This is a genomic window from Arthrobacter liuii, from assembly GCF_014639275.1.
Lineage (GTDB): Bacteria > Actinomycetota > Actinomycetes > Actinomycetales > Micrococcaceae > Arthrobacter > Arthrobacter liuii.
The window spans coordinates 106,853-133,476 of the sequence record NZ_BMFW01000007.1 but is presented as its reverse complement, the minus strand read 5'-3'; the positions used below and the strand labels follow the sequence as shown (position 1 = coordinate 133,476).

The window sequence follows — 26,624 nt, the reverse complement described above, 5'->3', positions numbered from 1 at the left end:
CCTGAGTTCCGCCGCTGCCCGGTGCCGTACCAAAGGAGCTGCACGCATGAGCAATCGAACTGAGTCCTACCTGGTGGGACTGGTTGGTGATGGTGTCACGCCGTCGCTCACGCCGCCCATGCACGAGCGGGAAGGTGACGTGCAGGGCCTGCGCTACCTGTACCGGCCCATCGACCTGCTGGAACTGGGGTTGACCGGAGAGTCGGTCGGCGCCATCCTGCACAGCGCCCGCACCCTGGGCTTCAACGGCCTGAACATCACCCACCCCTGCAAGCAGCTGGTCCTGCAGCACCTGGATGAAGTGAGCCCCGACGCCCGCCGGCTGGGCGCCGTGAACACCGTGGTCATCCGCGACGGCAGGTTCATCGGCCACAACACCGATTTCTCCGGCTTCGGCGCAGCCCTGGCCGCCGGCCTCCCCGGAGCGCTCCTGGACCGAGTGGTCCAGCTGGGCGCGGGGGGTGCGGGATCCGCCGTCGCCTATGCCCTGCTGACCGCCGGCGTGCGGACGCTGGACCTCGTGGACATGGATCCGGACAGGGCTGCCGCACGGGCTGCCGAGCTGCAGGGCTTTTTCCCCGGCAGCACCGTCACGGCAGGCACGACGGCGGAGCTGCCGCAGCTGATGCGCCTGGCCGACGGCCTGGTGCACTGCACCCCGGTGGGCATGGCTGCCCACCCCGGCGTCCCGCTGGACCTGGACCTGCTGGAGCCCCGTCACTGGGTGGCGGACATCGTCTACCGCCCCATCGACACCGAACTGGTCCGCGGCGCCCGCGCCAAGGGCTGCGAGGTCCTAGACGGAGGCCGCATGGCGGTAGGCCAGGCCGCCGACGCCTTCCGGATCTTCACCGGCCTGGACGCAGACCCGGACCGCATGCGCAGCCACTTCCTGGAGCTCGTAGCCGCCGAGGAGGTGGCCGCCTGATGCGCACCGGAATTGCCACCGTCTGCCTGTCCGGCACGCTGAAGGAAAAGATGCAGGCCTGCGCCATCGCCGGCTTCGACGGCATCGAGATCTTCGAGCAGGACCTGGTCACCTCGCCCCTGGGCCCCGAGGACGTGCGGAAAATGGCCGCGGACCTTGGGCTTGGCCTTGACCTCTACCAGCCCTTCCGGGATTTCGACGGCGTCAGCCCTGACCTGCTGAAGGCCAACCTCCGGCGCGCGGAGGCCAAGTTCAAGCTCATGGCACGCCTTGGGATGGACACCATCCTGGTGTGCTCCAACGTTGCCACGGCCACCATTGATGACGACGCCGTCCGGGCCGAACAGCTGGCACAGCTTGCCAACCTGGCCGGGGACCACGGCGTCAAGGTCGCCTACGAGGCACTGGCGTGGGGCAAATACGTCAACGACTACGAGCACGCCCACCGGCTGGTGGAGATGGTGGACCACCCCAACCTGGGGACCTGCCTGGACTCCTTCCACATCCTGTCCCGGGACTGGGACACCGCGCCGATCGAGAGCATCGACGCGGAGAAGATCTTCTTCGTCCAGGTGGCGGACGCCCCCAAGCTCTCCATGGACGTCCTCTCCTGGAGCCGCCACTACCGCGTCTTCCCCGGCGAGGGGCAGTTCGGGCTCGCCAAGTTCATGGGCCACGTGGTCCGCGCCGGATACACCGGTCCGGTCTCACTCGAGGTCTTCAACGACGTCTTCCGCCAGTCCGACGTGGAACGCACCGCGGTGGACGCCATGCGGTCGCTCATCTGGCTGGAGGAGCAGAGCGCCAAGTGGCTGGCAAGCACCTCCGCTGAAGCTGCAGCCGGCAACACCGGCGCCCTCCGCCGTCGTTATCCCATGGAACTGGCCACGCTGCCCAAGGTGAACGAACCGGCCGGCTTCAACTTCGCCGAGGTCAAGGCGGACGACACCGCGCAGCTGGAGAAGCTCCTGGGCCAGCTCGGCTTCGCCTTCGAAGGACGCCACCGCACCAAGGACGTCCAGTTGTGGACCATGGGCCAGGCCCGGGTGATCATCAACGAACAGGCCGCGCAGCACGCGGAACCCGCCATCGCCGCGCTGGGGTTCGACGTCGATTCCCCCGTGATTGCCTCCGCCCGGGCCCAGCAGCTCAAGGCCCCCGTGGTGGCCCGCAAGGTTCAGGCGGACGAGGAAGTCTTCCAAGGCATCTCTGCCCCGGATTCCACCGAGATCTTCCTCTGCCAGGGCAGCCCGGACGGCACCGCAGCCTGGACCCACGAGTTCGGGGAAGGGCTGGAACACCCGTCCGCAGGAGCCACGGCGGTCATCGATCACGTCAACCTCGCCCAGCCATGGCAGCACTTCGATGAAGCCGTCCTCTTCTACACCAGCGCCCTGGCCCTGGAGCCCCAGCCGTTCGCCGAGGTGCCCAGCCCCAGCGGCCTGGTCCGCTCGCAGGTCATGCAGACCTCCGACGGCGCGGTGCGGCTGGTCCTGAACCTCGCCCCCATCCAGCAGGCAAGGAATGAGGCCCGCAAGACCTACCAGGAGCACATCGCCTTCGCCGTGGAAGACCTTGTGGCCACCGCCCGCGCCGCCCGCGACAGGGGCCTGGAATTCCTCCAGATCCCGGCGAACTACTACGAGGACCTGGACGCCCGGTTCGACCTCGACCCCGGGTTCCTGGCCACCCTGCAGGAGCTGAACCTGCTGTTCGACCGGGACGCGGACGGCGAATTCCTGCACTTCTACACGGCCACCGTGGGCAGCGTGTTCTTCGAAATGGTGGAACGCCGCGGCGGCTATGACGGCTATGGCGCGCCCAACGCCCCGGTGCGCCACGCAGTCCAGTACGACTCCCTGCACCGCACCACCTGACCCAGACACAAAGACGCAAGAAACCGAACAGATCAGAAAGGAGCCAGCCGTGCCGGAAGACATCAACGCCGAGCTGGAATCGGAGGAGCTCGTGCCCCCCGCCGAACCGAAGGCAGCCCACCAGCCCCTGGACAAGGCCATCGAGTCGCAGGCGGACCTCAGCGCCGAGATCAACGCCATGGGCGAGGCCTACCGGCGCGCCCTCAAGGACGGCGCCCAGCCGGAGACCCAGCCGCGGCTCGACTACCCGCCGTACCGCAGCAGCATCCTGCGCCACCCCACCAAGAGCCTGCAGCACGCCGACCCGGAGACCATCGAGCTGTTCTCGCCGGCGTTCGGGCACCAGGACGTGCACGCCCTAGAATCGGACCTGACCATCCAGCACAACGGTGAACCGCTGGGCGAGCGGATCATCGTGTCCGGAAAGGTCCTTGACGGGGACGGCCGGCCGGTGGCCGGCCAGCTCGTGGAGATTTGGCAGGCCAACTCCTCCGGCCGCTACATCCACAAGCGTGACCAGCACCCGGCCCCGATCGACCCCAACTTCACGGGCATCGGCCGCTGCATCACCGGCCCGGACGGGTCCTACCGGTTCATCACCATCAAGCCCGGTGCGTACCCGTGGAAGAACCACCTGAACGCCTGGCGCCCGGCGCACATCCACTTCTCGCTGTTCGGCGCCGAGTTCACCCAGCGCATCATCACCCAGATGTACTTCCCGGGCGACCAGCTCTTCCCGCTTGACCCCATCTACCAGACCATCGTGGACCAGGATGCCCGCGACCGGCTGGTGGCCACCTACGACCATAGCCTCACTGAGCCTGAGTGGGCCCTGGGCTACAACTGGGACATCGTCCTGACCGGTCCCAAGCGGACGTGGACCGAAAACGAAGCATACGGCGACGCCGGGGACGAGGAGTAGGAACGATGAGCACCAAACTGGTACCCACCCCCGGCCAGACGGTCGGCCCGTTCTACGGCTACGCGCTCCCGTTCGAGAAGGACAACGAGCTGCTCCCTCCCGGCTTCCCGGGCTCCATCAGGCTCCAGGGCACCGTGTATGACGGCGCCGGCCACACCATTCCTGACGCCATCCTGGAGATCTGGCAGCCGGACGCCGACGGCAACGTCGTCCAGCGCACGGGTTCCCTGGTCCGTGACGGCTACACGTTCACCGGCTGGGGCCGCGGCGCCGTGGGCAACTCCGGTGTCTTCACGTTCACCACCGTCAACCCCGGTCCCACCAAGCCGGGCGCCGCGCCGTTCATCTCCGTGGCCCTGTTCGCCCGCGGCCTCACCAACCGGCTGTTCACCCGCATTTACCTGCCGGAGGACACCGAGGCCCTGGCCAACGACCCCCTGTTGAGCTCGCTGGACCCGGAGCGCCGCAAGACGCTCATCGCCCGCCGCGACCCCGACGGCGGCCTCACCTGGGACATCCGTCTCCAGGGCGGGGACGAGACGGTCTTCCTGGACTTCCAGTGACCCACGCCGCCGCCCTGGGGGACCTGCGCGCCTTCGCGGAAGAGGCCGACGCCGGCCTGCTCACCCCCGTGTCAGCGTCGCCACTGGCGGCGGCGCTGACGGGGGACCGGGCAGTGCTCGCGGCCATCCTCGCCGTCGAATCCGGCTGGGCAGCCGTGCTGCAACGGGCCGGCCTGGCACCCGCCGGTTCCGCCGCCGTCGTCGCTTCCGCTGCGGAGGCGGGGCGCTACGACCTGGCCGATATCGCGCTGCGTGCCCAGGGCGGCGGCAACCCGGTGATTCCGCTGCTGGCGGACCTCCGGAAGAACGTCGCGGCCCTGGACAGTGCCGGGGTTGGTGCCGGGAAAGCCGTGCACACGTCGCTGACCAGCCAGGACGTGCTGGACACAGCCCTGATGCTGCTGGCCCGCAATACGGTGAACGCCGTGCTGGCAGACCTGAAAGGCACCACGACGGCGCTCGCCGCCCTGGCGGGGCAGCATGCGCAGACGCTGTGCGTGGGCAGGAGCCTGACCCAGCACTCCCTTCCCTATACCTTCGGGCTTCGGGCCGCGCAGTGGTTCCACGGCGTGGCCGCTGCGGCCCGGCAGCTGGACGGGCTGGAGTTCCCGGTCCAGTTCGGCGGTGCGGCGGGAACGCTCGCCGCCGGGACTGTGCTGACGGACGGCTCGCACGCCACGCCGTTCACCCTGGCCGATGCCCTGGCGGCCCAGCTGGGCCTGGCCCCGGCCGCGGCTCCCTGGCACACCAACCGCCTGGCAGTTACGTCCCTGGGCCATGCGCTGGCTTCCGTGCTGGACGCTGTCGGCAAGATCGCCGCAGACGTCGTGTTCCTCAGCCGCCCCGAGGTCGCGGAGCTGGCGGAGCCGCGCGCCGCCGGACGCGGCGTGTCCTCCGCCATGCCGCAGAAACAGAACCCCGTGCTGTCCGTCCTGGTCCGCAGCGCCGCGCTGCAGGCTCCGCAGCTGGCCGCCCAGCTGCACGTGGCCGCCGCCAACTTCAATGACGAGCGCCCGGACGGCGCCTGGCACACCGAATGGCCGGCCCTGCGCCAGCTCCTGGCCCTCGCCCTCGGCGCCGCCGGCCACATCCGCGAGCTCGCCGAAGGGCTGCGGGCCTTCCCGGATGCCATGCGCCGCAACCTGGACCTTTCCGGCCCGCTGCTGCTGGCCGAAGGCGTGAACGCCGCGCTGGCTCCGCTGCTCGAAGAGAAGGACGGCCGCAGCGGCAAGCAGCAGCTGCAGGACGTGGTGGACCGGACGCTCCAGGCGCCCCCCGCGGAGCAGGCCACTACCTACCGCAAGCTGCTCCGGGAAGCTGTCCCCGCCGCCGTCGTCCCGGACACCCGGCTGGAAGAACTCCTGGATCCTGCGAGCTACCTGGGCCAGGCGGCGGAGATCTCCCGCCGCATCCTGGCAGCCTTCCCTGAATACGATTCCCCGACCAACGACGCGAACGGAGCTTCCCGTGGCTAAACCGGACCTGAAGGCAGCACTGCTGTCACCCCAGCGACCCCTGGGCGACCACCCCCTGCTGGTGGTGGGCCCCTCCCTGGGCACCTCATCCATCCTGTGGAACCGTGTGGCGTCCCTGCTGGGCAATGACTATGACGTGGTGGCCTGGGACCTGCCCGGCCACGGCGTATCGCCGGCCGCCACCGAAACGTTCGACGTCGATGCGCTCGCGGACGCCGTGGTGGACCTGGTTGATTCGATCGCCCCCGGCGAAACTTTCCATTACGCCGGCGTCTCCCTTGGCGGCACCGTCGGCCTGCAGCTTGGTATTAAGCATGGCGAACGCCTGAAGAGCCTGTCCGTGCAGAACAGCGGCGCCAAGATTGGCACGCCGGAAGCTTGGCTGGAGCGCGCCGAAACCGTCCGCACCCAGGGCACGCCGGTGATGATCCAAGGGTCCGCCCAGCGGTGGTTCGCCCCCGGCTTCATGGATCGCGAACCCGAATTCAGCAGCAGGCTCCTGCACTCCCTGCGCGACGCCGACCGCTTCAGCTACGCCTACTGCTGCGAGGCCCTGGCCGCCTTCGATGTCCGCCAGGAGCTGGGCAGCATCCGCGTCCCCACACAGGTCATCGCCGGGGCACTGGACGGCGTCTCCACGCCGGCCATGGCAGAGGAAGTGGCAGCGGGAATAACGGCCGGGGGCGGCACCGCCACGGCCGTGACCGTGGAAGGCATTTCGCACCTGGCTCCGGCGGAAGCACCAGCGCACGTGGCGGACCTGATGCGCAGCCTCATCGCCTGGGCCGAATCACGCGAGGCGGCCAAGTGAGCGGCGCCGAACGTCACGGCGTGGTCCAGTCCGGCGCCACCAGCCAGGAGATTTACGACGGCGGCATGGCGGTCCGGCGCGAAGTCCTCGGCGACGCGCACGTGGACCGGGCCAACGCCAACAAGGATGAGTTCACCGACGACTTCCAGGACATGATCACCCGCATCGCATGGGGCGGAATCTGGACCCGGCCCGGACTGTCCCGGCAGATGCGTTCCGCGGTCACCATTACAGCCATGGTGGCCCACGGCCACTGGGAGGAACTGGCCATGCACATCCGCGCCGCCCTCCGCAACGGCCTCAGCAGGGACGAGATCAGGGAAATCCTGCTGCAGACAGCCATCTACTGCGGCGTCCCCTCCGCCAACACGGCCTTCAAGACGGCCCAGCAGGTCTTCCGCGAACTGGATACCAGCCACCCGGACCCCGCTGGCGCCGACACCAACCCCACCCCTCCCAACTAGGTAGCGCGAACTGTCGTTTTGGGCCCTCAAAACGACAGTTACTGCTACCTAGTTGGGTTTCCAGAGAACCAGAGGAATCATGAACCAGGCTTTTGTGTACGACGCCGTGCGCACCCCGTTCGGTAAGTTCGGTTCCGGGCTGGCTGCGGTCCGCCCGGATGACCTTGCGGCGCACGTGATCAGGGAGTCCGTGAAGCGGGCCCCTGGCCTTGATCCGGAGCGGATTGATGAGGTGGTGTTCGGCAACGCGAACGGCGCCGGCGAGGAGAACCGCAATATCGCCCGGATGGGCACGCTGCTGGCCGGTTTGCCGGTGTCCATTCCGGGCACCACGGTGAACCGTTTGTGCGGGTCTTCGCTGGACGCGGCGATCATCGCCTCCCGCCAGATCAACGCCGGCGACGCAGATCTCATGCTGGTAGGCGGTGCCGAGTCGATGTCCCGTGCCCCGTGGGTGCTGCCGAAGACGGAGAGGCCGTACCCGGCCGGGGACATGACGCTGGCGTCCACCACGCTGGGCTGGCGGCTGGTGAACAAGGCGATGCCCAAGGAGTGGACCATCTCCCTGGGCGAGGCCACCGAACGGCTCCGGGAAAAGTACGGGGTGACGCGTGAGGCGCAGGACGAGTTCGCCGCTGCCTCGCACAACCTTTCGGCCGCGGCGTGGGACGAGGGGTTCTATGACAACCTGGTGGCCCCGGTCCCGGGCACTGACCTGGTCCGCGATGAGGGCGTCCGTCCGGGTTCGTCGGCTGAGAAGCTGTCCGGGCTGAAGACTGTGTTCCGGACGGAGAACGGCACCGTCACCGCGGGCAATGCTTCGCCGTTGTCCGACGGCGCCTCCGCGGCCTGGGTGGGGAGTGAGGCTGCCGCCGGGCTGCTTGGCCTGGATCCGTTGGCCCGGATCGCGGGCCGGGGCGCGCACGCGAACGATCCGCAGTACTTCGGCTATGCGCCGGTCGAGGCGGCGAACAAGGCCCTGGCGAAGGCGGGGATCGGCTGGGACCAGGTGGGCGCCGTCGAACTTAATGAGGCCTTCGCCGCGCAGTCCCTGGCGTGCATCAATGCCTGGGGCATCGACCCCTCGATCGTGAACCGGCACGGCGGGGCGATCGCCATGGGCCACCCTCTGGGCGCTTCCGGGACCCGGATCCTGGGCACGCTGGCCCGGTCGCTGCAGGCCTCCGGGGAACGCTGGGGTGTCGCCGCGATCTGCATCGGCGTCGGCCAGGGCCTGGCGGTCGTGCTTGAAAACGTGACTGCTTCAAACGGAAAGGCATAAGCGATGTTGAATTTTGTTGATTCGGTCCAGGCGGCTGTGGCCGGCATCAAGGACGGCTCCACCGTGATGATTGGCGGGTTTGGCAACGCCGGCCAGCCGTTCGAACTGATCGACGCGCTGCTGGACTGCGGTGCCACGGACCTGACCGTGGTGAACAACAATGCCGGCCAGGGCGACCAGGGCCTGGCCCTGTTGATCAAGGAGGGCCGGGTGAAGAAGATGATCTGCTCCTTCCCGCGGCAGTCCGATTCCTGGCATTTCGACGCCAAGTACAAGGCCGGCGAGATCGAACTCGAACTGGTGCCGCAGGGCAACCTGGCCGAGCGGATCCGCGCCGCGGGCGCCGGGATCGGCGGGTTCTTCACCCCCACCGGCTACGGCACCACGCTCGCCGAAGGCAAGGAGACCCGGTTCCTGGACGGCAAGTGGCAGGTGTTCGAAACGCCCATCCACGCCGACGTCGCCCTGATCAAAGCGTTGAAGGCGGACGGGAAGGGCAACCTTGTCTACCGCAAGACGGCCCGGAACTTCGGCCCCATTATGGCCGCGGCCGCGAAGCAGACCATCGTGCAGGTCGCCGACATCGTCCCCACCGGGGCGCTGGACCCGGAAAACGTGGTCACCCCCGGGATCTACGTCAACACCGTTGTCAAAGTTGCCGGCAGCGGCAGTGCAGCAGAGAAGGCGGCCTGAGATGAGCCTCACCGAAACCAGCATCAAAACCTCCGACGCGCCCTTGGGCCGGGATGACCTGGCCCGGCTGGTAGCGAAGGACATCGCACCCGGTTCCTTCGTGAACCTCGGCATCGGCCAGCCCACCCTGGTGTCCAACTACCTCACCGAGGAACAGAACATCACCCTCCACACGGAGAACGGGATGCTCGGCATGGGCCCGGAAGCCACGGGTGACGACATCGACGGCGACCTGATCAACGCCGGCAAGATCCCCGTCACCGAACTCCCGGGAGCGTCCTACTTCCACCACGCCGATTCGTTCGCGATCATGCGCGGCGGGCACCTGGACATCTGCGTCCTGGGCGCGTTCCAGGTCTCCGCCACCGGCGACCTGGCGAACTGGCACACCGGGGCACCCGGGGCAATTCCCGCCGTCGGCGGTGCCATGGACCTGGCCACCGGCGCCAAGGACGTCTTCGTCATGATGACCCTCCTCACCCGCGAAGGCGCCTCCAAGATCGTGGACGCCTGCACCTACCCGGTCACTGGCGTCGGCTGCGTCACGCGCGTCTACACGGACAAGGCAGTGTTCCTCACCGGGCCCGATGGCGTCACTGTCCGGGAAACCTTCGGCATCACCCTCGAAGAACTCCAGGAACTGGTCCCCGTCCCGCTGAAGGCCGCTGCCGCCGTCGGACTCCAGGACCAGGCCGCACCCTAGGATTGGTAACCATGACCGACGCCGCAGGTACAGATGTCCGGCCCGTCCCGCAGGCCAGCGACCAGTATGTCCAGTCGCTGGCCCGGGGCCTGGCCGTGATCCGTGCCTTCGACGCCGACCGTCCCGTCATGACGCTCACCGAGGTGGCGTCCCGCACCGACCTGACTCGGGCCACCGCACGCCGCTTCCTGCATACCCTGGTGGAGCTCGGGTACGTGCGGACCGACGGCAAAACATTCGCGCTGACGGCCAAGGTCCTCCAGCTGGGGTACGCCTACCTTTCGGGGCTGTCGCTGCCGCAGCTGGCCCAGCCGCACCTGGAGGAGCTGTCCCTCAAACTGGGTGAATCCACGTCCGCGGCAGTGCTCGACGGCACGGACATCGCCTACATCGCCCGTGTGACCAGCCGCCGGATCATGACTGTCGGCATCACGGTGGGCACCCGGTTCCCGGCGTACGCGACGTCGATGGGCCGGGTGCTGCTGGCCCACCTTCCGCCCGCGGACCTGAAGGCCTACCTCGCGGCAGCCAAGGTCACGCCGCTGACCCCGCGCGCCCTGGGCACCGTGCCCCAACTGCTGGCTGTGCTGGACACCGTCCGGGCCCAGGGCTGGTGCCTGCTGGACCAGGAACTGGAGCTGGGCCTGATGTCCGTGGCCGCGCCGGTGTACGACGGGTCCAAGGTGGTCGCTGCGGTCAACGTTTCGTTGCAGGCGCAGTCGGTGGAGGCCAAACCCGACCCCCAGGCATACCTGGCAGCCGTGGCGCAGGAGATCGTGGCCACGGCCAAGCTCATCTCCGCCGACCTCACCGCCTGCGGGTAGCACCGGTACTGGCTCCACAGGACCAAGGGGCCGAAACAAGTCGAAATAATGCGTCCAGCGGCCCGGCCCCCACCAAATTCCCGGCATTCCTTCAGGTGCTCCACTTAAGGTCACGCCATGACCTCAAAAACCCTTGTTATCAACCTTGGCCTGGGCGCCGTCATTCTGGCCCTCGGCGCGGGTACCTACCTGACGGCCACGGCCGCGGGTTCCTCGTCAACGGCAACGGCCGCGCGCACGGTGACGGTAAGCAAGGCGGCCATTTCCTCGGTGGCCACAGCCTCGGGCAATGTCGCCCCCCAGACCACCACTGTGGTCAATGCCCAAAACTGCAGCGGCGTGATCCTTTCTGTGGCGGCAACGCTGGGCCAGCAGGTCACCGCCGGGCAACCGCTTGTCTCCATCGATCCCACCAACGCCCAGAATGCCCTCAATGCCGCCCAGGCCCAACTGGATTCCGTTACGGCCCAGGGCAACCAGCAGCAGGTCTCCGCAGCCGGGCAGGTGGCCACGGCGAACCAGGGCCTGGTCAACGCCCAGCAGTCCGCCACCCTCGACGCGTCCCAGCAGTCCGCGGCGGTAGCCACCGCGCAGAAAGCCGTGGACGCAGACAACGGCGCCGTGACCGCCGCGCAGGCAGTACCGGTTCCCAACCCGAAGCCCGCCAACTGGCAGGACCCGGTGGCCGCTGCCCAGAACCAGCTCGCCAAGGACCAGGCGGCCCTCAGCCAGGCGCAGAACCAGGCCGCGTCCACGCAGCTCAAGGACAAACAGCAGGTTGCCTCCGCCACCACAGCGCTTGGCAACGCCCAGAACTCTGCGGCTTCGGCTGGCGGGACCAACGTGACGAGCGCCGAACTCGCGGTCGAGACGGCCAAAGCAAACCTGGCCGCCTGCAACTTGACCTCCCCGGTAACGGGCACCGTCACCGGGGTCAGCGCAACGGTCGGTGCGCTGACGGGCCAGTCAGGGTCCTCCGGTTCCTCCGGCTCTTCCGGCGCTGCCGCCAGCGGTGGTTCGGCGGGCGCCGGTGCCTCCGCCGCTACCGCCGGCGCCTCAGCGGCCGCAGCGTCCGGCTCCGGCCTGGTCACCATCAGCGACACGGGACATCTCCAGGTGGTCGCCGGATTCTCTGAATCGGACATCACCAGCATGAAGCCGGACCAGACCGCCCAATTCACGTTCCCGGCCCTGCCGCAGGACCCCGCCGCCCCACCCGTTACCGGCAAAGTGGTGTCCATCGCCCAGACCTCCAGCACCACCAACGGCGTGGTCACCTATCCGGTGACGGTTTCCATCGCCAACCCGCCGGCCGGCCTGCGCCTTGGCCAGAGTGCCAACATTTCGGTCACCACCGCCACGGCCGAGGACGCCTTGGTGATACCCGGGCTCGCCATCACCACCACGGGTAACCGGCAGACAGTCAACGTCCTGAAGAACGGAACCCCGACGCCGGCAACGGTCACCACCGGGATCAGTGCAAACGGCCGCACCCAAATCCTGACCGGCCTCGCCGAGGGGGACCAGGTGGAACTTCCGGCTATTTCCAGCACCCTGGACACCGGCAGCAGCAGCACCACCACCGGCGGAGGCTTCGGCGCCGGCGGCCTCGGCGGCGGCAACCGCGGCGCCCGGAACGGCGGCCAGTAGCCATGGCAGCGGTCATCGAACTGTCCGGCGTCAGCAAGGTCTATGGCAAGGGCGAAGCGGAGGTGCGCGCCCTGGACAATGTGGACATTGCGATCGAACGAGGCGATTTCGTGGCCATTATCGGGGCTTCGGGGTCCGGGAAATCAACCATGATGAACATCATCGGATGCCTCGATGCCCCCAGCACCGGCAACTACAGGCTGGACGGAATCAACACCCGGGAGCTTGACGAGTTCCAGCAGGCGCAGATCCGCAACCGCAAGATCGGCTTCGTGTTCCAGAACTTCAACCTGATCTCCAGGACCAGGGCGGTGGACAACGTGGCCATGCCGCTCGCCTATGCGAAAGTGGGGCGGCAGGACCGGCGCAGCCGGGCACTGGCCATGCTGGACACGGTTGGGCTGTCCAGCCGCGCAGGGCACAAGCCGTCGCAGCTGTCGGGCGGCCAGCAGCAGCGGGTGGCCATCGCCAGGGCACTGGTGACCAACCCGGTACTCCTGCTGGCCGATGAGCCCACGGGAGCGCTTGATTCAAAGTCTTCCGCCGAAATCCTCGACCTTTTCGGAAGCCTGCACGCCAGCGGACGGACCATCGTGATGATCACCCACGAAATGGACGTTGCCGAGCGGGCCGGGCGGGTCATCCGGATGCAGGACGGCAGGATCGTCTCCGATGTCCGGCAGCAGCCGGTACCGGCCGGAACCTTCGCGGTGGCGCTGTGAACCTCCTTGAATCAGCGCGGTTCGCACTCTCCGGGGTCGCCGCCAACAAGATGCGTTCGGTGCTCACCACGCTGGGAATCCTGATCGGCATCGCGGCAGTGATCATCCTGCTCGCGGTGGGGGCGGGAACCAGCAACAACATCAAGGCCCAGATCGGCAAGTTGGGCACCAACGTCCTCACCGTGAGCCGTGCCACCAGTGTGGGAGGCCGCACCACGGGCGGCCAGGCCGGGGCAAGCCGGACCCGCAGCACCAACCTCACGGTGGATGACGAACATGCACTCACGGATCCGGTGCTCGCTCCCGACATTGCCCGCACCGCGCCGATCGTCCAGGCCCAGGGTGTGACCGCAACCTACACCAGCGCCACCCATTCCGTGGCCAGCTTCCTGGGGACCACGGCGTCGTATTTTGACATCAGCAACAGCACCATGGCGTCCGGGGCGTCCTTCACGGAAGCCGACCAGCAGGCCGGGAACCCCGTGGCCGTCATCGGCAACTCTGTGGCCAGCGACCTCTTCGGCTCCGCCACCGCCACCGCCGTAGGCCAGTCCATCCAACTGAACGGACAGAACTTCACCGTAGCGGGCGTCCTCGCGGTCAAGGGTTCCACCGGACTGAACGATCCCGATGACATCGTGGTGGTTCCGTTCTCCGCTGCGCAGAACAAGTTCACCGGCTACGCGCCCACCCTGGCATCGATCACGGTCCAGGCAGCCTCCGCGGACGTCATGAACCAGGCACAGAATGAGGTCCAGATGATCCTGGATGCCCGCCACCATGTCGACTCCACCAACCGGGACTACCAGGTCCGCAACCAGGCGCAGATCCTCACCACCGCCACCAACACCACCCAGACCCTGACCATCCTGCTGGGCGCAGTGGCGGCCATCAGCCTCCTGGTGGGCGGGATCGGCGTCATGAACATCATGCTGGTCACCGTGACCGAACGTACCCGGGAGATCGGTATCCGCAAGGCCATCGGCGCATCCAGGGGCAGCATCGTGACGCAGTTCCTGATCGAATCCCTGGTGATTTCGGTGATCGGCGGCGTGGCCGGGATCGCCATCGGCTTTGCCGGCAGCGCCGTCCCCGTGCTCGGCGTGCAGCCTGAGGTGCAGGCCTGGACCGTCTGGCTGTCCCTGGCGGTTTCGGCCGCCATCGGACTGGTGTTCGGCGTCTACCCCGCCAACAAGGCCGCGAAGCTGCGGCCCATCGATGCCCTTCGCTACGAATAGGAAACCATGAGCCACTACACCCCGGACACCGCCGATACCGAGGCGCTGCCGTCCCCCGTCCCCCTGACAGCCCCGGACGAAGACCCTGCAAGGCTCCCGGACCAGGCTGGGCAGGTCCACGCCGGAGACGAGCCCTTCATCCCGAAGAAGCGCTTCACCCCCGGCCGTTCCACCAAGATCCTTGCGTGCGTGCTGCTGGTGGCGGCAGGATTCTTCGGCGGCACCATCGTGCAGAAGCAGATTGACCTGGGCAACCGGGCAGCCCGGACCAGCGTGGGCAACTTCCAGGGCGGCAACGGCCGGCCCGGCGCCGGAACGGGGGATGGGTCCGGCACGCAGGCACCAGGCCAGGGACGCCGGAGCGGCAACAATGGTGCCACTGCCCCCGCAAACGCCCCCACGGCCGCGGCCGGACAATAGGCAGGAAGGCCGACGGCGGGAGGAGGCTTCCGCCGTCGGCCTTTCCTTTTGTGCGGGGGCCTGCTGGTCCTACCGGACGTGGTTGCCCAGCTCGCGGAGCGGGGTCTTGGACGTCTCCCGGGCCCACCATGCCCCGGCGACTGCCAGGATCGACGAAGCGGCCACGATCCAGGCCGCCGGCCCCCAGTTGGCCTTGTCCGCGCCCACAAGTGCTGTGCCGAGAAGCGGGGTGAAGCCGGCGCAGAGGATGCCGATCTGCAGGCCAATGGCCATGCCGGAGTAGCGCACCTTGACGTTGAAGAGCTCGGAGAACCATGCGGGGTAGATCGCGTTGGACATGGCATAGGTGCCGGCGGTGATCAGGGTGCTGGTAAGGAAGATCATGGGGATGTTTCCCGTGGAGATCACGGAGAAATACACGAAGATCATCGCGCCGGAGCCCAAGACACCGCCGATGAAGATGGGCCGGCGGCCAAACGTATCGGACAGCCTTGCGAAGAGCGGCTGGCTGGCGATGGCCAGGACGTTGCCCAGGATGCTGACCCACAGCATGGTGGAGGCGGGGACGCCCACCGAAACGGCGTAGGCCAGGCCGAAGGACTGCATGAACGTATTGGTGACTGTCTCGAAGGACATCAGCGCCACCTGGAAGAACTGCGCGGGGTGGGTCTGGAACATCTTGGCGAAGGGGAGCTTCACGAGTTCACCATGGTCATGCTTTTCCTCGAAGACTTCCGGTTCTTCCAGCGAGCGGCGGACCAGGTACGCCACGATGAGCACGACGAGGGAGAGCCAGAACGGGATCCGCCAGCCCCACGCGAGGCGATCGGCCTCGCTCATCGCGGCCACGGGCAGGAAGGCAAGGGACGCCAGGACGATGCCGGCGGAGATGCCGCTCATGGCGAAGCTGGCGAAATAGCCACGGCGGCCTTCCGGGGCCTCCTCGGTGGACAGGGCGGAGGCCCCGGCCGTCTCTGCGCCCGCTGAGAGCCCCTGCATCAGGCGCAGCAGCACCAGCAGGGCCGGGGCCCAGTAGCCTGCAGCGTTGAAGTCCGGCAGGGCGCCGATCAGGAACGTGGCGCTGCCCATCAGCACCAGGGTAAGCACCAGTGTGTTCTTTCGGCCGATCTTGTCTCCCAGGTCTCCAAATACCACCGCGCCAAAGGGGCGGGCGACGTAGGCGACACCGAAGGTGGCGAAGGACGCAATGAGGGCCACGGTGGGGTCCCCGGATGGGAAGAAGATCTTGGAGAAGACCAGGGAAGCGGCGGTGGCATAGATGAAGAAGTCGTAATACTCCAGGGCGCCGCCGAGGAAGGCGGCCAGGGCTGCCTTCCTGGCACGCCTGATTCGGCGCTGTGCCTCGGGCGTCGCCTGGGCCTGCGCTCCTGCTGCAATATCGGTCATTTCAGGGTTCCTTCCACGCTGAAGGCGGGGATCTTCTATTGTGTGTGCGCTATGCGAACAAGTGTGCGAAATGCGCCTAAAAAGAGGATACTGGTCCGTGGGCCGAATCACAACGGCCGACCTCAGGAAAGGTGCATCTTGATGGAACTCCCGGCGCGTGCCCCCCGCGTGGTCCTCATTGGTTCGGCTGCATCGCAGGCGATGTCCCCCGGGCTGTGGAATCCGGTCCTGCGCCGGCTGGGAACCGGTTGGACCTACGAGGCCTGGGACGTAGCTCCCCGGGCTGACCTGCACCAAGTCCGCCGGCGCCTGCAGGAACCCGGCGTGGTGGCAGCCAACGTGACCATGCCCCACAAGCACTGGGCGGCGGAAACTGCTGATAAGGCCACCGGTCCCGTCCAGCTCAGTGGCGCCTGCAACCTGTTGGTGCGGGAGGGGGACAAGCTGGTGGGCCACAACACTGACATCACTGCCGTCGGCGTACTCCTGGAGGGGCGGTACCAGCGGCATGCCCTCCTGCTGGGCGCCGGGGGAGCTGCCAGGGCCGCCCTGATCGCGCTGAGGGAGGACGTGGGGACAGTGTCGATCACCGACCGGGACCCCTGTGCGTCCGAGGAACTGCTCGGCCTGGCCCGGGACCTGGGGATTGAGGCCCAGGGCATCACCTGGCAGGAGGCCCAGGAACTCGCATCCGACGCATCCCTGCTGGTCAACGCCACCCCTGTGGGGAAAAGCAGTTCCGACGGGCCGGTCTGGGGCGGTGGGCCGCTGGCCCCCGACGCTGTCCTGTACGACTACGTCTACGCGGGCCACGTTACCGCCAGTGTTGGACGCGCCCGCGAGCTTGGCGTCCGGTGCATTGACGGATGGGACCACCTCCGTGAGCAGGCAGTGGCAATGGTGCCCCTCCTCGGCCTGGACCCGGCGGCGGGCTGCCTGCTGCGGGACTCCCTGGGGGTCCTCCGGGACACGCACTGAGCGGGGGAAGGGCTGGCGATAGGATCGGACAGGCGCGGCAAGCCCTGGGGCGGGTCGAGTACGCCGATCTTTCGGAGAGGAACAGCAACGTCCATGGAGGAGCAGGCAGCCTACTATGTGAAGTCGGTTGAAAAGGCGTTTGACGTCCTGCTCGCCTTCACGCCCGACCAGCCCCGGCTCACCGTGTCACAGGTTGCCGCGCGGACCGACATGACCCGTGCGTCCGCCCGCCGCTTCCTCCTGACCCTCGCCGACCTTGGCTACCTCCGTGCCCAGGGGCCGGCCTTTGAACTGACCGCCCGGTCCTTGGACATTGGCCGCTCCTACCTTGCGGGCCTGACGTTGCCCCGGGTGGCAGAGCCCCACCTCAGGGACCTGGCGGCGGAGCTCAACGAAACAACCGCTTTGTGCATCCTCGACGGCGGCGACGTGGTCTACGTGGCCTGCGTGCCGTCACCAGGACTGCTGAGTGTATCCATCACCGTTGGCACCCGCTTCCCGGCGTGGGCCACCTCCATGGGCCGGGTTCTGCTTGCCGGGCTGCCCGCGCCGCAGCTTGAGGTGTACCTCCGGTCGGTCCAACTGCACCGTTACACGGATCGCTCCATTGGCAAGGTCGAGGACCTTCGGGCAGAGGTGGAAGCAGCCCGGACCAGGGGTTGGTCCATGGTTTCCCAGGAACTTGAGGAGGGCCTGCGGGGTGTGGCTGTGCCGGTCCGCCGTGGAAATGAGGTTGTTGCTGCGGCCAATGTCTCCCTGCAGACGCACCGGGCTGCGGCCCGGGATATCGAGGCTACGGTCCTCCCGCAGTTGATGGAGGCCGCGCGGCGCATTGCCCTTGATTATGGCGGCCCCACCGCCTAGTCCACGTACCGCAGTCCTGCCGCTTCGAGGGGTCCGCGCATGTTGTAGATGTCGAGTCCAAGTTCCCCGTTGGCGAAGCGCGCCCGCTTGGCTTCTTCGTTGTCTTCGCGTTTCCGGGCGGCTGCCGCTACGTCACCGGCGCGGGCAGCAGGGACCACCACCACGCCGTCGACGTCGGCAATCACCACGTCGCCCGGGTTGACCAGGGCATTGGCGCAGACCACGGGGACGTTGACGGAGCCGGGGGTGGCCTTGACGGTGCCCTTGGAGTTGATGGCGCGGCTGAAGACGGGGAAATCCATGGCCTGGAGCGCGGCGACATCCCGGCAGCCGCCGTCGATGACCAGGCCCCCCGCGCCCCGCGCCCGAAGCGACGTGGCCAGCAACTCTCCGAAGAAGCCGTCCTCGCATTCGGTGGTGCACCCGGCCACCACCACGTCTCCGGGCTGGACCTGTTCGGCAGCGACGTGCATCATCCAGTTGTCCCCGGGCTGGAGCAGGACCGTGACAGCGGTACCGCACATCGCGGCACCGGGGTAGACGGGGCGGATGTAGGGGCGCATGAGGCCGAGTCGGCCCATGGCTTCGTGGATGGTGCTGACGCCGAACGCGGAGAGCGTTTTGACGTCATGTTCCGCCGCGCGGGTGATGGTGGTGTGGACCACGCCGAGTTCCTGCATGCTGGTTCCCTTCAGAGTCGTGGCTAGCGGCCCTGCTGCTTGAGCAGGGCGTCCAGGCGTGGATAAACGATGCGGGCGTTGTGCTCCTGGATTGCCCCGAGTTCGGCCTCATCAAGGCCGGCAGCGCCGATGTAGCGTGCCGTGTCGTCGAAATGGTGGCCGGTCCAGGGATCGATGTCGCGGACGGCGCCGATCATTTCGGAGGCAAACAGGATGTTCTGCGTTGGGATGACCTCCAGCAGCAGGTCGATGCCGGGCTGGTGGTAGACGCAGGTGTCGAAGAAAACATTCGCCAGCAGGTGTTCTTCCAGCGCAGGTTTGCCCAACGCCATGGCCAGCCCGCGGAAGCGGCCCCAGTGATAGGGGACAGCCCCGCCGCCATGCGGGATCACGAGTTTCAGGGTGGGGAAGTCCTTGAAGAGGTCGCCTTGGATGAGCTGCATGAACGCGGTGGTGTCCGCGTTGAGGTAGTGCGCGCCGGTGGTGTGGAACGCCGGGTTGATGCTGGTGCTGACGTGGACCATGGCGGGGATGTCGTACTCCACCATTTTCTCGTAGACCGGATACCAGTACGGGTCCGTCAGGGGTGGTGCGGTCCAGTGCCCGCCGGAGGGGTCCGGGTTCAGGTTCAGTGCGACGGCGCCATATTCCTCCACGCAGCGGGTGAGTTCCGGGAGGCAGGTAGCGGGGTCGACGCCGGGTGACTGGGGGAGCATTGCCGCCGGGACGAACCTTTCGGGGTACAGCTGGGATACCCGGTAGCAAAGCTCGTTGCAGATCGCCGCCCACTCGGCAGAGGTTTCGAACGAGCCGATGTGGTGGGCCATGAAGGAAGCCCGGGGCGAGAAGACGGTGAGGTCGATGCCGCGCTCGTCCATGAACCGCAGCTGGTTCGCTTCGATGCTTTCGCGCAGCTCGTCGTCGGTGATCTTCAGCTCGGCAGGGGACGGTGCTGACGCGGGGTCCAGCAGCGCTGCGAGTTGCCGGTCGCGCCACTGTCCGAGGGCAGCGGGGGCTGTGGTGTAGTGGCCATGGATGTCAATAATCATCGCGTTTGCTCCTGGCAGGGGCGCCCCCCGAACGGCGCCGTTCTATCTGAATTACCACCCAGCCAAATGTTGTCAGCAATATAGCTAACAATCAATGCTTGCGAATGGGTCCCGCTAAGCGAGTCTGGAGTACGCTGAATCCGGAAAATTGTCAGCAAAATTGGCAACTGGCTGAACAGGGAGATGGTTGGCTTTGGAGACCATGGATGGGACGGGCCGGACCCTCACTGCCGCTGAACTGGCGGACCTGCTCCGTACCGCCATCGTCAGCGGCGAACTCGTGCCCAACCAGCGCCTCGTGGAAGGCGACCTCGCTGCCGAGTACGGGGCGAGCCGTGGAAACATCAGGGTGGCACTCTCGGAGCTGAGCGTGGAGGGCCTCGTGGAACGGGTCCAGAACCGGGGAGCCAGGGTGCGCTCCGTCTCGGTCGAGGAGGCGGTCGAGATCACCGAGGTGCGGGCCGCACTCGAGGCGCTCTGCGCCCGCAAGGCCGCCGAGCGGGCCACCGACAGCGACATCACCGAGCTGCAGGACCTGGCCACCAGGATGAAGGACGCGGTGGACCGGGGAGACCGCGAGTCCTACTCAGAAGGCAACCAGGCGGTGCACGAGAAGATCATTGCCATGAGTGCGCAGAAGACCGCCGCATCCACCATCCAGCGGCTGCGCGGACAGGCAGTCCGCTTCCAGTTCCGCCTGGCCCGCCAGCCCGGCCGGCCGGCCGTATCGCTGCCGCAGCACCTTGCCATCATCGATGCCGTGTGTGCCCATGATGCCGATGCCGCGGCCGAAGCCATGCGCGTCCACCTTGAAAGCGTCGCGGACGCAATCCGCGCCAGCAACAAATAGCCGCGGCCTTCCGCGCGGCCGCGCGGTTGCGTAGAACACGGGCTGACAGGCGAATCGTTATCCACACCCCCGGCTGGCTACTCCCGCCGCGGCCCGCAGCGCTCTAGACTCAAGCCAACTGCGTGCAGCAGAGCCGCTGCAGCGCTCGTCAGGAAGAGGAGTCGGCGGGTGAAACTGGGCATTCCGCGGGAACGCCGGGCGGGCGAGCGGCGTGTGGCCGCCACCCCGGACACCACCAGGCAGCTGACAGGGATGGGGCTGGAGGTCCTGGTGGAAAGCGGGGCGGGGGACGGCGCCGGGCACGCCGATGCCGGCTACAAGGAGGCCGGCGCCACCATCGTCCCGGAACTGGACCTTGCCGCCATCGACATCCTGGCCCATGTCCGCCCGCTGGACCCGCACATCGCCGCGTCCCTGAAAAGGGGAGCCATTACGGTGGGGCTCGCGTCGCCGTCGTCCGAGCTGCCGGCCGTGCAGGCGCTCGCGGACAACGGGGTGACCTCCTTCGCCCTGGAACTGGTGCCCCGCATTTCCCGCGCGCAGTCCATCGACGCCCTGACCTCCCAGGCCCTGGTGGCCGGGTACCGCTGCGTCCTGGAAGCCGCCATCAGGCTGCCCCGGTTCTTCCCGCTGTACATGACGGCAGCAGGGACCATCCCGCCGGCCCGCGTCCTGGTGCTCGGCGCCGGCGTGGCAGGGCTGCAGGCCATCGGCACCGCCAAGCGCCTGGGTGCGCGGGTCTTCGCCAACGACATCCGCCCCGCCTCCGCTGACGAGGTCGCGTCGATGGGCGGCACCTTCGTCCGGCTGGACCTTGAGACGGCGGAGTCGGCCGGCGGCTATGCCCGGCAGTTGAGTTCCGACGCCGGCACCCGGCAGCGGCAGCTGCTGGCACCCCACGTGGCGCAATCGGACGTCTTGATTACGACGGCGGCCGTCCCCGGGCGGCCGGCACCCCTCCTGGTGACCCGCGAGATGGTGCAGGGCATGCGGCCGGGATCGGTGGTCATCGACCTCGCCGCCGAGTCCGGCGGCAACGTGGAGGGTTCCGTTCCGGGCCGGGACATCCCCATCCCCACCGCCGACGGAACCGGGCACATCACCCTGGTGGGCCTGAAGGACCCCGCCTCCGCGATGGCATCGGACGCCTCCCGCCTCTACGCCAAGAACGTGGCAAACCTGCTGGCCCTGTTGGTCCGTGACGGCGCGCTCAACCTGGATTTCGACGACGAAGTGGTGGCAGGTGCGTGCCTCACCCACTCCGGTGCTGTGCGGCACCAGCCCACGGCGGATTTGCTCGGGGCCCGGACCGCCGCGGCCGCCGCACGGCAGGAAGGAGCGGTTTGATGGACGGAATAGCCCTGCTAACCGTCACGGTGCTGGCGGTGTTCGTCGGCTTCGAGGTGGTGTCCAAGGTCTCCAGCACCCTGCACACACCCCTGATGTCCGGCGCCAACGCCATCCACGGCATCATCCTGGTGGGGGCCATCATTGTCGCCGGGCAGGCAGCGGACCCGTGGGTCCTGGCGGTGGCGCTGCTCGCCGTCGTCCTTGCCACCGCCAACCTGGTGGGGGGCTTCGTGGTGACCGACCGGATGCTGCACATGTTCCACGCCAGGAAGGACGCGGCCCGGACCGCGGCCGGACCCAAGGCAGGCGGCAAATGAGCCTCCTTGACCCCGTCTGGACGTCACTGCTCTACCTGGCCGCGGCGATCTGCTTCATCCTTGCGCTGAGGCGGCTCAGCTCCCCCCGCACGGCCCGCCGCGGAAACCTGGTGGGGGCACTCGGCGCCCTGATCGCCGTCGTCACCGTGTTCCTGTCTTCCCGGCTGGAAAACATCCCCTGGATCCTGGCCGCGATTGCGGTTGGCTCTGCCGTGGCGGCGCCGGTGGCCCGCCGGGTGAACATGACCCAGATGCCGCAGTTGGTGGCGCTGTTCAACGGGGTGGGTGGCGGCGCGGCTGCCTTGGTGGCGCTCCTGGAACTGGGGCATGCGGACAACCCTTGGGTACGTGTGGCCATCGTTTTCACGCTCCTGGTCGGTGCCGTTTCCTTCGCCGGCTCAGGCGTCACCTTCGCCAAGCTGCAGGAACTGATGACCACCCGGCCTGTCGTGTTCCCCGGGCTTCCCGTGGTGATGGGCCTGGTCCTGCTCGCCGCGGTGGCTGCCGGCGTGGCAGTGGTCCTGACCGGTTCACTGCTCCTCGCTGTCCTCTTGCTCCTCCTGGGCCTTGCCGCCGGTGTCCTGCTGGTGCTGCCCGTGGGCGGCGCCGACGTGCCGATCGTCATCTCGCTGCTGAACGCCTTCACCGGCCTGGCAGTCGCGGCGTCCGGCTTGGTGCTGGGCAACGTTCTGCTGGTGGTGGCAGGCACCCTGGTGGGCGCCTCGGGCACCATCCTCACCCGGGCCATGGCGGCTGCCATGGGCCGGAGCGTGGCGGGCATCCTGTTCGGGGCATTCCGCGGGGGTTCGACGGCGGGGTCCACCGCCGTGAGCGAGCGTCCGGTCCGTTCGTCCTCGGCGGAGGATGTGGCAGTCCTTCTGGGGTACGCCCAGCGGGTGATCATCGTTCCCGGTTACGGGCTGGCGGTGGCACAGGGCCAGCACACGGCTGCCGAACTGGCCCTGGCCCTGGAGGCCCGGGGCATTGAGGTGGATTTCGCCATCCATCCGGTGGCCGGCCGCATGCCGGGGCACATGAACGTGCTCCTGGCGGAGGCCAACGTGCCGTATGAGTCGCTCAAGGAGATGGGCGAGATCAACGCGGAGTTCAAGACGACGGATGTGGCCCTGGTAGTGGGTGCCAATGATGTGGTGAACCCGGCCGCCAAGACCTCCTCGGGGTCGCCCATCTACGGGATGCCCATCCTGGAAGTGGCGGAGGCGCGGCAGGTGGTGTTCCTGAAGCGGTCCATGCGCCCCGGATTCGCCGGCATTGAAAACGACCTGCTTTACGAACCGCAGACCTCGCTGCTGTTCGGCGACGCCAAGGACTCCCTGGCCCAGGTCCTCGGGGCGGTCAAGGCACTGTAGGCGCGGAACAGCCCCCGTGCCGGGTTACCCTTCTTTCAGAAGCCTGCTTTCCATCCGCCATCAGAGGACGCCATGACTGACAACAGCTCTGCTACGCCCAAGCGCGCCGCCATCATCGTCAATCCCGCCAAGCCGGTGGACATCGACGTGCGGGGCCTGGTGGCCAAGCACTGTGTGGAAAACGGCTGGGGCGAGCCCATCTGGCTGGAGACCACCAAGGAGGATCCGGGGGTTGGCCAGGCGAAGGAGGCGCTGGCCCAGGGCGCGGACATCGTCATCGCGGCCGGCGGCGACGGCACCGTGCGGTGCGTCGCCGAGGTCCTGTCCGGCGGCGATACCCCGATGGGCCTGCTGCCCCTCGGAACGGGCAACCTGCTGGCGCGCAACCTGGGCATGGATGTGACTGACTACGACGGCGCCATGGCCGGGGCGCTGATCGGAACGGAGCGGAAGATCGACGTCGTCCGCGCCCGCCGCAGCGACCCCGACAAGGACCAGCTGTTCCTGGTCATGGCCGGCATGGGCTACGACGCCACCATCATGGCGGACACCAACGAGGACCTGAAGGACAAAGTGGGCTGGCTGGCCTACGTGGATGCCGGCATCCGGAACCTCCCCGGCAAACCGGTCAAGGCGACCGTGCTGATCGACGGCAAGTCCGTGGTGCACCGGGGTGTCCGCAGCGTGATGGTGGGCAACTGCGGGAAGGTCCAGGGCGGCCTGGAGATCTTCCCCGACGCGAAGATGGATGACGGCTTGCTGGACATCGCGGTCCTGGCGCCCCACCACGGCAAGCTGGGCTGGCTGTCCGTGCTGGCCGGCATCCTCGGCAAGGGCAAGAACAGGGACACTTCCGTGGAGTACTTCCAGGGCAAGAGCGTCGAGATCACGTTGGAGCACAACGACGACTACCAGCTGGACGGCGACCACGAGGGCCAGGGCAAGCACGTGCTCATGACCATGGAGCCCGGTGCCCTGACCCTGCGGATGTAGCGGCGGTTATCCCAGCAGCCGCCCCCAGTGCGGCTCCAGCAGCGGCGCGCCTGCCAGTCTCAGCGCGTGCCACAGGGTGACCGCCACCGAGTCCAGCACCGGCACCCCGGTGGCGTCCTCGATTTCCGCGGTGATGTTGGCGCCGTAGAGGTTGGTGCACAGGTACACCAGGGCATCGGGAGCCGCGGCGGCGAGTTCCATTGAACCCGGGCGCATCTCGTCGTCGGTGACCCGGGCAAAGGATTCGTTGTCGCTCAGGCCCAGTGCCCGGTGGTCCACGGTCTTGATGCCTTCACGCTCATAGGACGCGATGACCTGGTGGTTCACGTCCGCGGTATAGGGCGTGAAGAGGCCGATCCGCTCGGTGCCGAACGTCCGGAACGCCTCGAGGTAGGCCAGCGTGGAAGTGGTGGCCGGAATGCCGGTGGCGGCCGTGATCCCGTCGGCCAGTTCCTGGTCGTGCGCCGAACCCAGCCATGAGCCGGACGTGCCGTTCCAGGCGATCACGTCCACGTCCGCCGTCGAAAGCAACTGTGCCGCCTCGCGCATGACGGCGGGGTCGAATTGCCGGTCCGAGGAGTCATCCAGGGCGATCCGGGTGACCGGGATCCGGGTGAAGTGCACCGTGACGTCGGTGCGGCCGGCCAGGATGCCGTAGGTCTGCGGTTCCAGGCAGGTGTTGGAGGACGGCACGATCATGCCGATCCTGCGCGGGCGGGTGGTGGCAGGCATTGGGCTCCTAAAGGGCGGCGGCGGGCAGTTGGGTGGGTTCGGACGCGGCGGACTGGTGCTGCCGGAAGCCGTTGCGGTTGATGAAGCGGCCCACGGCGCCGGGATCGTGGAAGCCGTCAGCGTCCAGGACCACGCGCCCGTTGGAAACCACGACGGCGGGCCAGCCCGTGAGTGCCTTCCCCTCAAAGGGTGAGAAGTCCGTTCCCATGTGCATGGCTGCGCCGTTCACCGTGCGCTCCTCGGCGGGATCGAAAACCACCAGGTCGGCGTCGAACCCTTCGGCGATGCGGCCCTTGCCGGGAATGGCGTTGATCCGGGCAGGTTCTGCGGCGAAGGCGCTGACGAACTGCTCCACGGTTGCTCCGGCGGAGGCCATTGCGGTGAAGGTGACCGGCATCCGCGTCTCCACGCCGGGTAGTCCGTGCGGCATGGCGCGCACGTCATCGGTGCGCTCGCGCTTCTGGGACAGGTCGTAGCAGGAGTGGTCCGAGGACATGGTGTGGATGGCGCCGGACACCAGGCGCTCCTTCAATGCCGTCACGGTTTCCGGGCTCCGCATGGGCGGGCAGCAGGCGAACCACTCGGGGAAGGTGGAGGCGTACACGGAGTCATCGAGGGTGACGTAGTGCGGGCAGGTTTCGGAGTACGCCTGGAGTCCGCGCTCCCGCGCCTGTGATACCAGGTCCACGGCGCCGGGCGTGGACTGGTGGACAAAGTAGACGGGCGCGCCGGTGTATTCGGCCATGGCCAGGGTTTCCTTGACGGAGATCTCCTCGGCCAGCTCTGGCCGGGTCCGGTGCAGGTGTTCGATGCCGATCCGGCCGTCCTCGGCCTGCTGCTCGGTGCAGTCGGTAATGATCGGATCGTGTTCGGCATGGATATAGGCCAGTCCATCCAGCCGGACCATTTCCCGCATGACCTTCAGGATCGTGCCGCCGTCGGCCATCGTGGTGCCGCGGTTGGTGGTGTACATCTTCACCGAGCGGACGCCTTCCGCCGCCAGCTGCTCGAGCTGCCACGGAACCGTTTCGTCCCAGCTGACCACGGCGCCGTGGAGGGCCACGTCGCAGCGGGACTCAGTGGCGAGTTCCTTCTTGTGCAGGACGGCGGCGAGCGGAGTTTCCTGGGCGTCACGGGGAATCCCGAAGTCGATGATAGTGGTGGTGCCGCCCCACAATGCTGCCGTGGAGGTGGTCCGGTAGTCGTCGAGGGTGCGGAAGCGTCCGGTCACCTGGGCAACATGGCAGTGTCCGTCCACGCCGCCGGGGATAACGAGTTTTCCCGTGGCATCAATGGTGCGGTCCGCCGCGGGGACCGGCTGGGCGGCGTCGACCAGGCCGGCAATCCGCCCGTCGTGCACCGCGATGTGGGCTTCCTGGCGGCCGTGGCTGTTCACGACGGTGGCGTTGGCAATGACAAGTTCTGGCTGGCGGGACATCGGTGTCCTCCTTTGGTTTGATGG

The 26,624-nt window shown here is 67.7% G+C and carries 27 protein-coding genes; 22 read left to right on the top strand and 5 right to left on the bottom strand.

The window, feature by feature from the left end; genetic code table 11:
• Positions 1-46 precede the first annotated feature (46 nt).
• The 15 genes from IEW19_RS10315 to IEW19_RS10245 all read left to right on the top strand — a co-directional run bounded on the left by IEW19_RS10315 (position 47) and on the right by IEW19_RS10245 (position 14,572).
• Complete coding sequence (locus IEW19_RS10315; RefSeq protein ID WP_188571536.1) at positions 47-928, top strand: shikimate dehydrogenase; 882 nt, start codon at positions 47-49, stop codon at positions 926-928.
• Positions 928-2,805, top strand: a complete 1,878-nt coding sequence (locus IEW19_RS10310; RefSeq protein WP_188571535.1) for a bifunctional sugar phosphate isomerase/epimerase/4-hydroxyphenylpyruvate dioxygenase family protein — start codon at positions 928-930, stop codon at positions 2,803-2,805. Before IEW19_RS10315 ends, IEW19_RS10310 begins: the two co-directional genes overlap by 1 nt.
• 49 nt (positions 2,806-2,854) lie before the next feature.
• The gene (gene pcaH, locus IEW19_RS10305; protein WP_188571534.1) at positions 2,855-3,727 is read left to right on the top strand and encodes a protocatechuate 3,4-dioxygenase subunit beta; all 873 of its coding nucleotides are present in this window, start codon (positions 2,855-2,857) and stop codon (positions 3,725-3,727) included.
• A 5-nt stretch (positions 3,728-3,732) separates the two neighbouring features.
• Positions 3,733-4,290 (top strand): protocatechuate 3,4-dioxygenase subunit alpha, encoded by a 558-nt coding sequence (pcaG, locus tag IEW19_RS10300; protein ID WP_188571533.1) that lies wholly within the window; start codon positions 3,733-3,735, stop codon positions 4,288-4,290.
• Positions 4,287-5,765 carry a lyase family protein gene (locus IEW19_RS10295; protein ID WP_188571532.1) on the top strand — a complete coding sequence of 493 codons (1,479 nt, stop codon included), beginning with the start codon at positions 4,287-4,289 and terminating at the stop codon, positions 5,763-5,765. Before pcaG ends, IEW19_RS10295 begins: the two co-directional genes overlap by 4 nt.
• Positions 5,758-6,576 carry an alpha/beta fold hydrolase gene (locus IEW19_RS10290; RefSeq protein ID WP_188571531.1) on the top strand — a complete coding sequence of 273 codons (819 nt, stop codon included), beginning with the start codon at positions 5,758-5,760 and terminating at the stop codon, positions 6,574-6,576. The genes IEW19_RS10295 and IEW19_RS10290 overlap by 8 nt, the downstream gene beginning before the upstream one ends.
• Positions 6,573-7,040: a 4-carboxymuconolactone decarboxylase gene (gene pcaC / locus IEW19_RS10285; protein WP_188571530.1), complete on the top strand. Its 468-nt coding sequence runs from the start codon at positions 6,573-6,575 to the stop codon at positions 7,038-7,040. The genes IEW19_RS10290 and pcaC overlap by 4 nt, the downstream gene beginning before the upstream one ends.
• Positions 7,041-7,119: 79 nt before the next feature.
• Positions 7,120-8,322 (top strand): thiolase family protein, encoded by a 1,203-nt coding sequence (locus tag IEW19_RS10280; RefSeq protein ID WP_188571529.1) that lies wholly within the window; start codon positions 7,120-7,122, stop codon positions 8,320-8,322.
• Positions 8,323-8,325: 3 nt separating this feature from the next.
• A complete protein-coding gene (locus tag IEW19_RS10275) occupies positions 8,326-9,015 on the top strand; it encodes a 3-oxoacid CoA-transferase subunit A (RefSeq protein ID WP_188571528.1) in 690 nt (229 codons plus the stop codon).
• A gap of 1 nt (position 9,016) precedes the next feature.
• On the top strand, positions 9,017-9,718 hold the full coding sequence (locus IEW19_RS10270; RefSeq protein WP_188571527.1) for a 3-oxoacid CoA-transferase subunit B: 702 nt from the start codon (positions 9,017-9,019) through the stop codon (positions 9,716-9,718).
• A gap of 11 nt (positions 9,719-9,729) precedes the next feature.
• Positions 9,730-10,542 (top strand): IclR family transcriptional regulator domain-containing protein, encoded by an 813-nt coding sequence (locus tag IEW19_RS10265; RefSeq protein WP_188571526.1) that lies wholly within the window; start codon positions 9,730-9,732, stop codon positions 10,540-10,542.
• A 117-nt stretch (positions 10,543-10,659) separates the two neighbouring features.
• Positions 10,660-12,192 carry an efflux RND transporter periplasmic adaptor subunit gene (locus IEW19_RS10260; RefSeq protein WP_188571525.1) on the top strand — a complete coding sequence of 511 codons (1,533 nt, stop codon included), beginning with the start codon at positions 10,660-10,662 and terminating at the stop codon, positions 12,190-12,192.
• 2 nt (positions 12,193-12,194) lie between these two features.
• Positions 12,195-12,914: an ABC transporter ATP-binding protein gene (locus tag IEW19_RS10255; RefSeq protein ID WP_188571524.1), complete on the top strand. Its 720-nt coding sequence runs from the start codon at positions 12,195-12,197 to the stop codon at positions 12,912-12,914.
• Entirely contained in the window at positions 12,911-14,152 is a 1,242-nt protein-coding gene (locus IEW19_RS10250) for an ABC transporter permease (RefSeq protein ID WP_188571523.1), read from the top strand. The genes IEW19_RS10255 and IEW19_RS10250 overlap by 4 nt, the downstream gene beginning before the upstream one ends.
• Positions 14,153-14,158: 6 nt before the next feature.
• Positions 14,159-14,572 carry a hypothetical protein gene (locus IEW19_RS10245; protein ID WP_188571522.1) on the top strand — a complete coding sequence of 138 codons (414 nt, stop codon included), beginning with the start codon at positions 14,159-14,161 and terminating at the stop codon, positions 14,570-14,572.
• A 69-nt stretch (positions 14,573-14,641) separates the two neighbouring features.
• Here the strand turns inward: IEW19_RS10245 and IEW19_RS10240 are convergent, their stop codons facing one another.
• A complete protein-coding gene (locus IEW19_RS10240; RefSeq protein ID WP_188571521.1) occupies positions 14,642-15,979 on the bottom strand; it encodes an MFS transporter in 1,338 nt (445 codons plus the stop codon).
• 141 nt (positions 15,980-16,120) lie between these two features.
• Here IEW19_RS10240 and IEW19_RS10235 point away from each other — a divergent pair, with 141 nt between their 5' ends.
• Both IEW19_RS10235 and IEW19_RS10230 read left to right on the top strand, forming a co-directional pair.
• Positions 16,121-16,957: a shikimate dehydrogenase family protein gene (locus tag IEW19_RS10235; protein ID WP_188571570.1), complete on the top strand. Its 837-nt coding sequence runs from the start codon at positions 16,121-16,123 to the stop codon at positions 16,955-16,957.
• 93 nt (positions 16,958-17,050) lie between these two features.
• Positions 17,051-17,821: an IclR family transcriptional regulator domain-containing protein gene (locus tag IEW19_RS10230; protein ID WP_188571520.1), complete on the top strand. Its 771-nt coding sequence runs from the start codon at positions 17,051-17,053 to the stop codon at positions 17,819-17,821.
• Here the strand turns inward: IEW19_RS10230 and ligK are convergent.
• Together ligK and IEW19_RS10220 are read right to left on the bottom strand one after the other, a co-directional pair.
• The gene (gene ligK / locus IEW19_RS10225; RefSeq protein WP_188571519.1) at positions 17,818-18,501 is read right to left on the bottom strand and encodes a 4-carboxy-4-hydroxy-2-oxoadipate aldolase/oxaloacetate decarboxylase; all 684 of its coding nucleotides are present in this window, start codon (positions 18,499-18,501) and stop codon (positions 17,818-17,820) included. The genes IEW19_RS10230 and ligK overlap by 4 nt on opposite strands.
• A gap of 23 nt (positions 18,502-18,524) precedes the next feature.
• Positions 18,525-19,550 carry an amidohydrolase family protein gene (locus tag IEW19_RS10220; protein WP_188571518.1) on the bottom strand — a complete coding sequence of 342 codons (1,026 nt, stop codon included), beginning with the start codon at positions 19,548-19,550 and terminating at the stop codon, positions 18,525-18,527.
• A gap of 187 nt (positions 19,551-19,737) precedes the next feature.
• Here IEW19_RS10220 and IEW19_RS10215 point away from each other — a divergent pair, with 187 nt between their 5' ends.
• The 5 genes from IEW19_RS10215 (at position 19,738) to IEW19_RS10195 (ending at position 24,430) form a co-directional block, all read left to right on the top strand.
• Positions 19,738-20,400, top strand: a complete 663-nt coding sequence (locus tag IEW19_RS10215) for a GntR family transcriptional regulator (protein WP_229748416.1) — start codon at positions 19,738-19,740, stop codon at positions 20,398-20,400.
• 168 nt (positions 20,401-20,568) lie between these two features.
• Positions 20,569-21,747: a Re/Si-specific NAD(P)(+) transhydrogenase subunit alpha gene (locus IEW19_RS10210; protein ID WP_188571517.1), complete on the top strand. Its 1,179-nt coding sequence runs from the start codon at positions 20,569-20,571 to the stop codon at positions 21,745-21,747.
• Positions 21,747-22,067, top strand: a complete 321-nt coding sequence (locus tag IEW19_RS10205) for an NAD(P) transhydrogenase subunit alpha part 2 (protein WP_188571516.1) — start codon at positions 21,747-21,749, stop codon at positions 22,065-22,067. The genes IEW19_RS10210 and IEW19_RS10205 overlap by 1 nt, the downstream gene beginning before the upstream one ends.
• The gene (locus IEW19_RS10200) at positions 22,064-23,437 is read left to right on the top strand and encodes an NAD(P)(+) transhydrogenase (Re/Si-specific) subunit beta (RefSeq protein ID WP_188571515.1); all 1,374 of its coding nucleotides are present in this window, start codon (positions 22,064-22,066) and stop codon (positions 23,435-23,437) included. Before IEW19_RS10205 ends, IEW19_RS10200 begins: the two co-directional genes overlap by 4 nt.
• Before the next feature lie 72 nt (positions 23,438-23,509).
• Positions 23,510-24,430: a diacylglycerol/lipid kinase family protein gene (locus IEW19_RS10195; RefSeq protein WP_188571514.1), complete on the top strand. Its 921-nt coding sequence runs from the start codon at positions 23,510-23,512 to the stop codon at positions 24,428-24,430.
• A 6-nt stretch (positions 24,431-24,436) separates the two neighbouring features.
• Here the strand turns inward: IEW19_RS10195 and IEW19_RS10190 are convergent, their stop codons facing one another.
• Both IEW19_RS10190 and IEW19_RS10185 read right to left on the bottom strand, forming a co-directional pair.
• Positions 24,437-25,162 (bottom strand): maleate cis-trans isomerase family protein, encoded by a 726-nt coding sequence (locus IEW19_RS10190; RefSeq protein WP_188571513.1) that lies wholly within the window; start codon positions 25,160-25,162, stop codon positions 24,437-24,439.
• Between the two features lie 7 nt (positions 25,163-25,169).
• A complete protein-coding gene (locus IEW19_RS10185; RefSeq protein ID WP_188571512.1) occupies positions 25,170-26,600 on the bottom strand; it encodes an amidohydrolase family protein in 1,431 nt (476 codons plus the stop codon).
• Positions 26,601-26,624: the final 24 nt, after the last annotated feature.